At 32.0% G+C, this 12,572-nt stretch carries 10 protein-coding genes; 6 read left to right on the top strand and 4 right to left on the bottom strand.

All coding sequences use genetic code 11. The features are described from left to right. Positions 1-23: 23 nt before the first annotated feature. A complete protein-coding gene (locus ABMY20_RS05755; RefSeq protein WP_173360873.1) occupies positions 24-920 on the bottom strand; it encodes a sterol desaturase family protein in 897 nt (298 codons plus the stop codon). 122 nt (positions 921-1,042) lie between these two features. Between ABMY20_RS05755 and rpsF the strand changes: the two genes are divergently transcribed. The 4 genes from rpsF to ABMY20_RS05735 all read left to right on the top strand — a co-directional run bounded on the left by rpsF (position 1,043) and on the right by ABMY20_RS05735 (position 5,450). Further along, positions 1,043-1,384 carry a 30S ribosomal protein S6 gene (gene rpsF / locus ABMY20_RS05750; RefSeq protein WP_047788888.1) on the top strand — a complete coding sequence of 114 codons (342 nt, stop codon included), beginning with the start codon at positions 1,043-1,045 and terminating at the stop codon, positions 1,382-1,384. A 3-nt stretch (positions 1,385-1,387) separates the two neighbouring features. Further along, positions 1,388-1,684 (top strand): 30S ribosomal protein S18, encoded by a 297-nt coding sequence (gene rpsR / locus ABMY20_RS05745; RefSeq protein ID WP_028892048.1) that lies wholly within the window; start codon positions 1,388-1,390, stop codon positions 1,682-1,684. 15 nt (positions 1,685-1,699) lie between these two features. Beyond that, the gene (gene rplI, locus ABMY20_RS05740) at positions 1,700-2,146 is read left to right on the top strand and encodes a 50S ribosomal protein L9 (protein WP_047788887.1); all 447 of its coding nucleotides are present in this window, start codon (positions 1,700-1,702) and stop codon (positions 2,144-2,146) included. 106 nt (positions 2,147-2,252) lie between these two features. After that, on the top strand, positions 2,253-5,450 hold the full coding sequence (locus ABMY20_RS05735) for a carboxypeptidase regulatory-like domain-containing protein (RefSeq protein ID WP_349264826.1): 3,198 nt from the start codon (positions 2,253-2,255) through the stop codon (positions 5,448-5,450). A gap of 245 nt (positions 5,451-5,695) precedes the next feature. Here ABMY20_RS05735 and lysA read toward each other — a convergent pair whose 3' ends face one another. From lysA to ABMY20_RS05720, 3 genes are all read right to left on the bottom strand, one after another. Then, positions 5,696-6,901: a diaminopimelate decarboxylase gene (gene lysA / locus ABMY20_RS05730; RefSeq protein ID WP_349264825.1), complete on the bottom strand. Its 1,206-nt coding sequence runs from the start codon at positions 6,899-6,901 to the stop codon at positions 5,696-5,698. Positions 6,902-7,182: 281 nt separating this feature from the next. After that, entirely contained in the window at positions 7,183-8,421 is a 1,239-nt protein-coding gene (gene pepT / locus ABMY20_RS05725; RefSeq protein WP_349264824.1) for a peptidase T, read from the bottom strand. 70 nt (positions 8,422-8,491) lie between these two features. Beyond that, the gene (locus ABMY20_RS05720) at positions 8,492-9,565 is read right to left on the bottom strand and encodes a DUF3810 domain-containing protein (protein ID WP_349264823.1); all 1,074 of its coding nucleotides are present in this window, start codon (positions 9,563-9,565) and stop codon (positions 8,492-8,494) included. Between the two features lie 127 nt (positions 9,566-9,692). Here ABMY20_RS05720 and dnaB point away from each other — a divergent pair, with 127 nt between their 5' ends. Both dnaB and ABMY20_RS05710 read left to right on the top strand, forming a co-directional pair. Continuing rightward, on the top strand, positions 9,693-11,207 hold the full coding sequence (gene dnaB / locus ABMY20_RS05715) for a replicative DNA helicase (protein ID WP_159491179.1): 1,515 nt from the start codon (positions 9,693-9,695) through the stop codon (positions 11,205-11,207). Between the two features lie 147 nt (positions 11,208-11,354). Next, positions 11,355-12,539: an asparagine synthetase B gene (locus tag ABMY20_RS05710; RefSeq protein ID WP_349264822.1), complete on the top strand. Its 1,185-nt coding sequence runs from the start codon at positions 11,355-11,357 to the stop codon at positions 12,537-12,539. Positions 12,540-12,572: the final 33 nt, after the last annotated feature.

Genomic DNA, 12,572 nt, shown 5'->3' with positions numbered 1-12,572 from the left:
TGATTAATAAAAAAAGGAGAAGTTTAAACTTCTCTTTTTTTATTTTCTTCCCATTCTTTACGTAAATCCATTGAAAGTTTTCCAGTACCATCATGTTTCCAACCAGGAGGTTTAAAAAGATATAGAAACCTTTTACCAAATGTAGTTTTACTGGTAAAAACATCGGTAAACATATTATACCATTCAATAAAAGCTACTTTAATAGGATTGTAAGTGTTTATATTGCTAACCAAACCATATACTGGTTTTTCAACTTCAGGTTCAAAAGTGCCAAAAAGCTTATCCCAAATAATAAAAATCCCAGCATGGTTTCTATCTAGATATTGAGGGTTGGTTGCATGATGAACTCTATGATGACTTGGAGTGTTAAAAACAGCTTCAAACCACTTAGGCATTTTGTTAATAAGTTCGGTATGAATCCAGTATTGATATAACAAACTAATACTCATTTGGGTCACGATCATTAGTGGATGAAAACCTATAATTGCTAACGGTGCCCAAAATATAAACGTATAAAAGCTTCCTGACCAAGTTTGACGTAAAGCAGTACTTAAATTGTATTTTGTAGAAGAATGATGCACCACATGGCTAGCCCAAAATAATCTACTTTCGTGTGCAATCCTATGATTCCAGTAATAGGCAAAATCTTCAGCAAATAACAAAATCAACCAGGCCCACCAAGTAAAAGGAATAGTAAACAGGCGATATTGATATAGAAATAAAAAAACTCCGAATATTAACCCTTTTGTAAACAGCCCTATAAAAACATTACCTAATCCCATAGTAATAGATGTAGCTGCGTCTTTAAATTCATAGTCTTCTAATTTTACTTTAACAGTTAATATTACCTCTATAAAAACTGTTAAAACAAAAAAAGGAATAGCGTAATGGACTAGATTAGGTATTTCAGGGGTTTGCATAAAAAAGAGTGTTTAGTTACAAACTTACACAAAATCATTAAATTATTTAAGTAGTAAAATTTGTTTATGGCTTAAAAAGCAGTATATTTGCAGGCTTAAAATAAATTTTAAACAATTTAATTATGAATCATTACGAAACTGTTTTCATTTTGAATCCCGTTTTATCTGAAACTCAGATAAAGGAAACAGTAAAGAAGTTTGAGGACTATTTACTTTCTAAAGGTGCAGAAATGATTTCTAAAGAAGATTGGGGCTTAAAAAAATTAGCGTATCCAATCGAAAAGAAAAAAAGTGGATTTTACCACTTATTTGAGTACAAGGTAGCAGGTGAAGCAATTGCTCCGTTTGAATTAGAGTTTAGACGTGACGATAGCGTTATGCGTTATTTAACTGTAAAGTTAGACAAGCATGCTGCAGCTTGGGCTGAAAAGAGAAGAAACCGTGTTAAATCTGCAAAAAAGTAAGAAATGGCATCTATAGAACAACAAGCAAAAGGAAATAAGCAAGGGGAAGTACGTTATTTAACTCCGCTTGATATTGAAACTAAAAAAGAAGCTAAATACTGTCGTTTCAAGAAAAACGGTATCAAGTACATCGATTACAAAGATGCAGACTTCTTAATGTATTTAGTAAACGAGCAAGGTAAAATCTTACCAAGACGTTTAACAGGAACATCATTAAAATATCAACGTAAAGTGGCTCAAGCTATTAAAAGAGCTCGTCACTTAGCTTTAATGCCTTACGTTGGAGATATGTTAAAATAATAAAGAAGTAGAAACATGGAATTGATATTAAAACAAGACGTAGAAAACTTAGGTTTTAAAGACGATGTTGTAACCGTTAAGAATGGTTACGGACGTAACTACCTAATACCTCAAGGATATGCAATTTTAGCTACTTCTTCAGCTAAAAAAGTATTAGCAGAAAACTTAAAGCAGCGTGCTTTTAAAGAGGCTAAATTAATAGAAGATGCTAATAAAGTAGCAGAAACTATTAAAGGTTATGAAATCAAAATAGCTTCTAAAGTAGGTTCGGGAGATAAATTATTTGGTTCGGTAAATAACATTGATGTTGCTGCAGCTTTAGCTAAGGCTGGTACTGAAGTAGATAAGAAATTTATCAAAGTTACTGGAGGTAACGTAAAAAGATTAGGAAAATACAACGCTGCTGTACGTTTACACAGAACTGTTGTAGCTGACATCGTATTTGAAGTAGTTGCTGAATAGTAACTAAATTGTTAAATACATGTTAATAAAGTATAAATCCGCTCTGTCGAGCGGATTTTTTTTATGCTTAAATTTGGGTTATAACATAAACAAAATCAGAACTATTATGAAGAAATTAATAATTTTTTCTTTTGTTTTTTTGAGTTTATCCATCTATTCCCAGGTAACCACATCAAAAATAAAAGGAACTGTAACAGACAACCAGGGTGAACCTTTGTTTGGTGCTAATATTGTTGTTTTACACGAGCCAACAGGTACCATATCTGGAGCCGTAGCTCAAGACAACGGAAGATATACCATACCTAACTTAAGAGTAGGAGGACCTTATAAAGTAACATTTAGTTATATTGGGTTTCAATCACAAGAAGTAACCAATATCTACTTAACTTTAGGTAAGACAACCAATATAGATGGTGTTTTGTCTGAGGATGGTGAACAATTAGAAGAAGTAGTTATATCAACAACCAGAAGTAAAGTTTTTAATAATGACAGAACAGGAGCACAAACTAGTGTAAGTGCTGTTCAGCTAAAAACCTTACCAACCATTTCACGTTCCGCTGCAGATTTTACTCGTTTAGAACCAACTGCAAGTGGAAACTCTTTTGGAGGGAGAAACGACCAGTTCAACAATTTTTCTTTAGACGGATCTATTTTCAATAACCCTTTTGGTTTAGATTCACCAACACCAGGAGGTCAAACAGGTTCGCAGCCAATTTCGTTAGATGCAATTGAACAAATTTCGGTTTCTACTGCACCATACGATGTAACTTTGTCTGGGTTTACAGGAGCTTCGGTTGATGCCGTAACCAAAAGTGGTACAAACGAATTTACAGGTACAGTTTATGGGTTTTATCGAAACCAAGACATGACTGGAGGCAAAATTAAAGGTCAAGAAGTTGTAAAACCAAAATTAAGTCAAAGCCAATACGGAGTAAGCTTAGGAGGTCCAATTATTAAGGATAAATTATTCTTTTTTGCAAATTTTGAAAAAGATGACAGAGAAGATTTAGGAACAGCGGGTTGGATACCAAACACAGGTAGTGGAGCTGTTAATGAATCGAGAGTATTAGAATCGGATATGATAGTTGTTCGTGATGCTTTAGCAGCTTTGGGATATGATACAGGAGCTTATGAAGGTTTCACTTATGGTTCAGAATCTACTAAAGGAATTTTTAAATTAGATTGGAATATTAATGATAAAAATAGATTAGCGTTAATTTATAATTTCTTAAGAGCTTCAAAAGAAACACCAGCACATCCAACAGCTCTAGGTATTAGAGGACCAAGTTTTTCTACATTACAATTTGAAAATTCTGGGTATGAAATTAATAATAACTTAAATTCATTTCAGTTAGAATTAAACTCTAATTTATCAGAAACAACTACTAACAAGTTACAAATAGGTTATACACATTTTGATGACTTTAGAAATCCGTTATCTGCACCAGCACCGGTAATTACCATACAAGATGGTAATGGTAGTAATTATATTATAGCAGGTCATGAACCGTTTTCTATCAATAACAAGTTAGACCAACGAGTTTTTCAGTTAACAAATAATATGAACTTTTATAAGGGAGATCATACGTATACCGTTGGTTTTTCATTTGAACAATTTGAGTTTGAAAACTCATTTAATTTAACAAATTATGAATCTTTCAATTTTGGAATTTTCCCATATTATGGATTATTTAACCCATACCCAGATGTAGCAACTTTTTTATCAGCTGCACAACCAGGTGGAGTAGTGGAGCAGTATTTAGCAGCTACTCAAAATGCTTACAATTCATTTAATGCTAATGGAGATGGTAATGATGGTGGTTGGAAACTATCTGAGTTAAATGTAGGTCAACTAGCTTTTTATGTGCAAGATGAGTGGGAAATGAATGACAATTTTAAGTTAACTTATGGAGTTCGTTTTGATAAGCCGTTGTACTTCAATACATCTAGTTTAATTCAGAAGTTTATAGATACTGATAATGGAGCAACCAGAGATAATTCTGTACTGTACTACAACCCAAATACAGGAGAAGAACAACAGTTACTTTCAACTAAAATGCCTACAAACCAATGGTTAATTTCACCAAGAGTTGGTTTTAACTGGGACGTAAAAGGAAATAATACAATGCAACTTCGTGGAGGTTCAGGGGTTTTTACTGGACGTTTACCTTTTGTATGGATTGGAAATCAAGTAAGTGGTGCTGATGATGGTTTCTTCCAATTGGTTGATCCAGATTTTAAATTTCCTCAAGTATGGAGAACAAACTTAGGTTTAGACTGGAAATTTGAAAATGGAATTATAGCTACTACAGATATTTCTTATACAAAAGATATTAATGGTGCCCATGTACAAAACTGGGGGCTAAGAGAGCCTACTGCTACTTTAAATACACCATTTGATAATAGAGAAATATACAACGGAAATGATAAAGGAAATAATGCTTATGTGTTTACCAATTCTGACAAAGGTCGTGTATGGAATGCTTCTTTAAAGCTTCAAAAAACTTTTGATAACGGATTATATACAAGTGTTGCATATAATTACTTAAATGCTAAAGATGTAAACTCTATTGAGGCAGAAATTACTGGAGATGCTTTTGCTTTTAATCCAGTGGTAGGAAATGCTAATAATGATGTTTTATCATATTCAAAATATGGAGATACACATAGAATTATTGGTGTAGCGTCTAAGAAGTTTACTTATGGAGGAGATAAGTTTGCTACTACTATTTCTACATTTTTTGAGTATGCCCAAGGAGGAAGGTTTAATTATACTTATGGAGGAGACATTAATAATGATGGGTCTGCTGTAAATGATTTATTATATGTTCCGACTAGTTCAGAGCTTAATCAAATGCAATTTAGTGATCCAGCTCATGCAACAGCCTTTGAAAGTTATATACAACAAGATGATTATTTAAATGAAAGAAGAGGGCAGTATGTAGAGCGTTATGGAGCTTTAGCACCATGGAGAGGCAAATGGGATTTAAAAATATTACAAGATTTTAATTTTAACGTTTCTGAAGAAAAACAAAATACAATACAATTAAGTCTTGATATCTTAAATGTAGGAAATTTACTAAATTCTGACTGGGGAGTAGTGCAACAACCAAATAACGTACAACCTTTAGGTGTAAGGTTTCCTGATGTAAATCCAGCTAACACCAATCCATCTAATTATGTGCCAGATTATTCTAAAGAACCTACTTATACATTTAGTACCAATCAGGAACAGACATTTGGATTCGATTCTAGTTTACTTTCTCGTTGGCAAATGCAAATAGGTTTACGTTATATATTTTAATAAAAAAATAACATAAAAAAATAATAATACCACTCATTTTTTGAGTGGTATTTGTTTTTGAGTTAAAATTATTTGTAATAAAGGGTGCTTTTCCTGTGAAAAATTTGAAATAAATAAGTGATATTTGTAGATGTAAATAAAGATAGGGGACTTTAATTACAACGTTTTAAAATATAGTCTTTGAGGGGTTGATTATATTTTAAAAAAACTCTGGCCTTATTAAGACCAGAGTTTTTAAGTGTTTATTATAATGTAATGTTTTCTTGATTTTTAATAATATCTTCCATAGTTTCCCGCTTCCTAATCAAATAATCTTTTCCTTTGTAAATCATAACTTCTGCAGGTCTAAATCTTGAATTATAATTAGAAGCCATAGAGAAACAATAAGCACCTGCATTATGGAAACATAATATATCGTCTTCAGATATTTCATTGATTCTTCTATTAGATCCAAAGGTGTCATTTTCACAAATATATCCAACAATACTATAAAAACGCTCTCTTCCTTTAGGATTAGATAAGTTTTCTATATAGTGATAAGAGTTGTAAAACATAGGACGAATTAAGTGATTTAAACCACTATCAATACCCGCAAAAACAGTTGAAGTTGTTTGTTTAATAACATTTACTTTTGCTAAAAAATATCCAGCTTCACTAACTAAAAACTTTCCAGGCTCAAACATTAAGGTAACTTCCTTTCCGTAGTTTTTACAAAATTCATTAAATCGGTTAGATAGCTTTTTACCAAGTTCATTTATATCAGTTGAAATATCGTCTTTTTTGTAAGGAACCTTAAATCCACTACCAAAATCAATAAAATCAATATCTTTAAATTGTTTTGCCGTATCAAATAAAATTTCGGTAGCTCTTATAAAAGTATCAATATCTAAAATATCAGAACCAGTATGCATGTGAATTCCATTAATGTGCATTCCTGTATTTTCAACAACTCTTTTTATATGAGGTACTTGATGAATTGAAATTCCAAACTTAGAATCAATATGTCCTACTGATATTTTGCTATTACCACCAGCCATTACATGCGGATTGATACGAATACAAACGGGGATTTTAGGATGCTTTTGCCCAAATAATTCTAAAATTGATAAGTTATCAATATTAATTTGAACACCTAATTTAGCAACTTCTTCTATTTCCTGTAAAGAAACTCCGTTAGGTGTATATATAATTTCATGAGGCTCAAAACCTGCTAATAAACCAAGTTTTACCTCTTGAATAGAAACCGTATCCAAACCACTGTTAAGCTTATTAAAAACCTTTAATATATTAATGTTTGATAATGCTTTAACAGCATAATTAATTTTTACATTTTTAACTTTAGAAAAAGCAGATGTTATCTTTTTATACTGAGATATAATTTTTTCAGTGTCGTAAACATACAAAGGTGACTGATATTTGTCAGCTAGCTTTAAAAGGTCTTGTCTATTCATTTACTTTAATATTTACAAGCAAAAGTATAGAGGTGAATGATTACAAAAAATAAAATGAAAGAAATTCACAAATTTGTGTTTTTTTGTGAAATTAGGGGTTTTACGTCTAGGCAAAAGGGTATTTTCCTATAATATAATCTTTTAAAAAGAATCATATTTGCCATGAAATAAAATTAAGGGGATTTATTTCAAACAGAATGATATTTTTTAAGGGGTAAAAATATCATAAAAAAACTCTAGCGAAAGCTAGAGTTTTTGATTTTATAAAAGATAGTATAAGATTACTTAAATTTTACCACAACTTTTTGTGCAATTCCAACAATTACTTCACTAGCTTTTACTATACTTTCAGCAGGAACATATTCATAACGTCCATGGAAGTTATGTCCGCCAGCAAAAATGTTAGGACATGGTAACCCTTTATATGATAATTGAGAACCATCAGTACCACCACGAATAGGCTTAATTAATGGAGTAATTCCCATATCTTTCATCACCTCTTCAGCAATATCAACAATGTGCATTACAGGAGTAACTTTTTCTTTCATGTTAAAATATTGATCTTTAATTTCAACAGAAACTAATTTTTGTCCACGCTTAGCGTTTAAAACTTCAGCCAAATCAAGCATTGCTTTTTTACGGTTGTTGAATTGATCCATATCATGATCTCTAATAATATAGCTCAATGTTGTTTGCTCAACTTTACCCTCCATATGATGTAAGTGGAAGAAACCTTCATAACCTGTTGTTTTTTCAGGAACTTCATCTTCAGGCAATGCATTGATAAATTCACTAGCAATAAGCATTGAGTTAATCATTTTACCTTTTGCATACCCAGGATGTACAATTTTACCTTGAATAGTAACTGTAGCGCTAGCAGCATTAAAGTTTTCGTATTCTAACTCACCAATTTGACTTCCATCCATGGTGTAAGCCCACTCAGCTCCAAATTTCTCAACATCAAACATATGAGCACCTTTACCAACTTCTTCATCAGGAGTAAAGCAAATACGAATTTTACCATGTTTAATTTCTGGGTGTTGAATTAAGTATTCCATTGCAGAAACAATTTCAGTAACCCCAGCTTTATCATCAGCACCTAATAATGTAGTACCGTCAGTAGTAATAATAGTTTGACCTTTATATTGTAATAAATCTTCAAAATAATCAGGAGATAAAACGATATTCTCTTCTTTGTTTAATAAGATATCTTTTCCGTCGTAATTCTCATGAATTTGAGGTTTTACATTAGCTCCAGTAAAATCTGGACTTGTATCAATATGAGCAACAAACCCAATAGTAGGTACTTCATAATCTAAATTACTAGGTAAAGTTGCCATTAAATAACAATTTTCATCTAATTCAACATCTGTCATTCCTATTTCCTTTAGTTCTTTTTCAAGAACTTTAGCTAAATTCCATTGTTTTTCAGTACTAGGAAATGCTGGGTTATTAGGATCACTTTCAGTATCAATAGTTACATACTTTACAAATCGGTCGATTATATGTTGTTTGTTCATCGTAGTATTTTTAAAGCATCAAAAATAGCCATTTCAAATGTATTTTGTCAATTGAAATACGATGAAATTTTTAAGAACTTTTCTTTTTAAAATAGGCAATCAATACATCGACAACATAACTATATGATTGAATCCCTTTTGATTGATTATTAGCTTTGAGGTAAGAGTTGTATCCCTTCTTTAAATAAGGTTCAATAGGGTTTTTAAACTGTTTCCAATGTAAATAAGTAGCCTTGTAGTCTTTATAAACACCTTTGTTTACTGTCTTAGCAATTTCTTTACCTAATGCTTTATCTCTTTTGTAAACTTGACCAATACAATAGTTATAAGCCATACGGTATCCAGAGTACTTAAAATACAAGTCTTCATTAGCTATGGAGGCTAAAAAACTCACAAAATTGGCATCATTTTCAGCTGCCCAACCAATTTGATGCGCCATTTCATGACATGTAGTTGCTGGATAACCCGTTTTAGGAATCATATTATTTACTTGCGCTTCTCCTGTTATTGGATTTAAATACCCCGATGTTCCATTGTATGATTGAAATAAACTAACTAATGAGCTTTTAATCGAGGAAGTTTGATAGGTAAGTTGGGGATATGTTTTTGAAAGCTCTTGGAATCCGTTAGGAGCTAACTTATAAATTTCTCTTTGAGAATATGGAACTATTACAGGGACTGAATCATTTTTTGTTATTTGTAAATGAACTTTGTTTAGTTCTGTTACTATCTGTTTAGTTGTTGAAATTAGTTCTTCAGTAGTGTAGGAGGATTGTTTTAGCTCAAGACTTTTAGCTAACGGCTCTCTAAAATAATTTAATCCCCAAAAAGCATAAAAACAAAAATAAATAATAGATAAAATTGCAATAAATTTTACTAACTTAGGAAGGAAGTTTTGAAACCTTTTTTTAATTAAAAAATAGATAGATTTTAATAAAAGATACAATAAAACAAAACCAATTATATCCCCAACAGAAAAAGGAATCCAACCTAGAATAATTCGAAAGAATTGTGAAATATACGGGTAAATTCCATTACTATAATAAAATTCAATCCATTGTGGTTTTTGGCTTATAAAAAGCACAAAAATTACTTGAATAGGCAGAAATAAAGCAACAAAAAAATATTTTTTTAGGTTATGCATGCCACCAAAAATAAGAAAGTTGTAACGTTATCAACAAGTTAATAACAGTTTATTTACAAAAAATGTGCATAAAGAAAATTGAATAATGTCTCTACTAATATCATCTTAAAAATTTACTTTTGCTATTATGGAAAGAACCCAATCTCTCAAAGGAACAAAAATAGATAAAGCTAGAATTATAAGCTTAGAAAAAGGAAAGTTACCACCGCAGGCTTTAGAGTTAGAAGAGGCTGTTTTAGGGGCTATGATGATTGATAAAAAAGGGATTGATGAAGTAATTGATATTTTACATCCTGATGCTTTTTATGATAAAAGGCACCAAGAAATTTATGCCGCTATTTACGAGCTTTTCCAAAACTCAGAACCAATTGATTTACTTTCTGTATCAAATCAATTAAAGAAAAATGGAAAGTTAGATTTAGCAGGAGGAGACTTTTACTTAATTGGGTTAACTCAAAAAGTAGCCTCATCTGCACATATTGAATTTCACTCTAGAATTATTCTAGAAAAATTCATTCAACGTAAATTAATTACCATTTCTTCTGAAATTATAGAAAATGCGTACGATGAAACTGTTGATGTTTTTGATTTGCTAGATGATGCCGAAGGAAAATTATTTGAAGTAACACAAGGAAACCTTAAAAAGGGAGCGGAAAGAGCTGACTCTTTAGTTCAGCAATCGATTAATAAAATTCAAGAAATTTCAACCAAAGAAGGAATGAGTGGTTTGGCAACAGGATTTACCAAACTAGATGCATTAACCTCGGGTTGGCAACCTACCGATTTAATCATTATCGCTGCACGTCCTGGTATGGGTAAAACCGCTTTCGTAATATCGATGGCTAAAAATATGGCAATTGATTTCGGACATCCAGTAGCATTATTCTCACTAGAGATGTCATCGGTACAGTTAATTACCCGTATGATTTCTTCGGAAACAGGATTAACTTCTGAAAAACTACGTAAAGGAAACTTAGAACCACATGAATGGGAGCAATTGAATGTAAAAGTGAAGAGACTTTCAGACGCACCTATATTTATTGATGATACACCAGCACTCTCTATTTTTGATTTACGTGCGAAAGCACGCCGTTTGGTATCGCAACACGGAGTTAAAATCTTAATTATTGATTACTTACAGTTAATGACAGCCGGAGGAGCAGGAGGTAACCGTGAACAAGAAATTTCGACGATTTCGCGTAACTTAAAAGCACTAGGTAAAGAATTGAATGTACCTGTAATTGCACTTTCTCAGTTATCACGTGCGGTTGAAACCCGTGGAGGAAGTAAACGTCCGTTACTATCCGATCTTCGTGAATCTGGAGCAATTGAGCAGGATGCCGATATTGTATCGTTTATTTATCGTCCTGAATACTATGGAATGACAGAATGGGATGACGACGATCATTCGCCATGTGAAGGACAAGGAGAATTTATTGTAGCAAAACACCGTAATGGCGGATTGGATAATATCCGTTTGAAATTTACAGGACACTTAGCAAAATTCTCAGATTTAGAAGAAGGCTTTAGTAGTGAATTCCAATCGAGTATGAACTCAGGATTTAACGATGAAGTAGCATCTAGTAATTTTGCTTCACCTGAAGACGCTTTTGGTCCAAGTGACGATGATGTTCCGTTTTAATCTTTAAATAAAACTTAAAATATAACTGAATACACAATTGCTTAAAAGTAATTGTGTATTTTAGTTTTTAATATGAAACAATTTCTTTACATACTAACATTTTTCCTTTTTTCAAACTCACTATGGGCATCCTTTATTTATGTACCTATGAGTAACGAAAATCAAAAGAATCATTTAAAAGCATATGGTATTGTGTATTATGCTTTGCAAAATGGTTTGAAAGCTAAATGGTTATTAAATTATGATGGAGGTGCTTTTTTAATTGAAAATAATGAAGCGGTAGAAAAAGAATGTAAAATACGAGGTGTTTCCTATCAAATAATTTCAGATGCTAAATCAGCATTAATCTTAAAAGAAATTTCTTCGCCTTCTAAAAATCAAGAAGCAGTTACGTTGGAAAAAGCACCTAAAATAGCAGTATATTCTCCAAAAGATAAAATGCCTTGGGATGATGCAGTAACCATGGTACTGACATATGCTGAAATTCCGTTTGATGTAGTATATGATGAAGAAGTATTAAATGATAAACTATTATTGTACGAGTGGTTACACTTACACCATGAAGATTTTACAGGACAATATGGACGTTTTTATGGAGCTTTTAGAACAGCGCCTTGGTACATTCAACAAAAGAAAGATGCAGAAGCTTTAGCCAAGAAACTAGGATACAATAAAGTGTCAGAAGAAAAAGGAGCTGTAGCTAAGAAAATACGTGATTATGTAGTTGGTGGTGGATTTATGTTTGCGATGTGTTCTGCGACCGATAGTTTTGATATTGCGCTGGCTGCTGATGGCGTAGATATTTGTGAAGGAATGTTTGATGGAGATGCCTCAGAACCTAATTATCAATCAAAAATAAACTTTAATAAAACCTTTGCTTTTAAAGATTTTGAATTGATTCGTAACCCTACTACGTATGAGTTTTCTTCAATAGATATGACTCGTAAACGAAGAATAAGAAAAGAAGTAGATTACTTTGTTTTAAAAGAGTTTTCTGCAAAATGGGATCAAGTACCGACCATGTTAACCCAAAATCATACCATGTTAGTGAAAGGTTTTATGGGACAAACAACATCGTTTGATCCTAATACTATAAAATCTACAGTTATTGTTTTAGGAGGAAATAAAACCAATGGAGAAGGACGCTATATTCACGGAACTAAAGGAAAAGGAATGTTTACCTTTTACGGAGGCCATGACCCTGAAGATTATCAGCATAGAGTAGGAGATCCTAAAACAGAATTAGATTTACACTCAACCTCACCAGGATATCGTTTAATATTAAACAATGTACTGTTTCCTGCAGCTAAGAAGAAAAAGCAAAAAACGTAAGCATTATTTAGAGATGAAATTCTAAATTAGGTA

The sequence above is a fragment of the Tenacibaculum sp. SSH1-16 genome, from assembly GCF_040104435.1.
GTDB lineage: Bacteria > Bacteroidota > Bacteroidia > Flavobacteriales > Flavobacteriaceae > Polaribacter > Polaribacter mesophilus.
This window is presented reverse-complemented; position numbering and strand designations above follow the sequence as displayed.

What these genes read in the sequence shown, in the direction of transcription:
- ABMY20_RS05755 (WP_173360873.1), bottom strand. Translation starts at nt 920, where the DNA reads ATGCAAACCCCTGAAATACCTAATCTAGTCCATTACGCTATTCCTTTT.
- rpsF (WP_047788888.1), top strand. Translation starts at nt 1,043, where the DNA reads ATGAATCATTACGAAACTGTTTTCATTTTGAATCCCGTTTTATCTGAA.
- rpsR (WP_028892048.1), top strand. Translation starts at nt 1,388, where the DNA reads ATGGCATCTATAGAACAACAAGCAAAAGGAAATAAGCAAGGGGAAGTA.
- rplI (WP_047788887.1), top strand. Translation starts at nt 1,700, where the DNA reads ATGGAATTGATATTAAAACAAGACGTAGAAAACTTAGGTTTTAAAGAC.
- ABMY20_RS05735 (WP_349264826.1), top strand. Translation starts at nt 2,253, where the DNA reads ATGAAGAAATTAATAATTTTTTCTTTTGTTTTTTTGAGTTTATCCATC.
- lysA (WP_349264825.1), bottom strand. Translation starts at nt 6,901, where the DNA reads ATGAATAGACAAGACCTTTTAAAGCTAGCTGACAAATATCAGTCACCT.
- pepT (WP_349264824.1), bottom strand. Translation starts at nt 8,421, where the DNA reads ATGAACAAACAACATATAATCGACCGATTTGTAAAGTATGTAACTATT.
- ABMY20_RS05720 (WP_349264823.1), bottom strand. Translation starts at nt 9,565, where the DNA reads ATGCATAACCTAAAAAAATATTTTTTTGTTGCTTTATTTCTGCCTATT.
- dnaB (WP_159491179.1), top strand. Translation starts at nt 9,693, where the DNA reads ATGGAAAGAACCCAATCTCTCAAAGGAACAAAAATAGATAAAGCTAGA.
- ABMY20_RS05710 (WP_349264822.1), top strand. Translation starts at nt 11,355, where the DNA reads ATGAGTAACGAAAATCAAAAGAATCATTTAAAAGCATATGGTATTGTG.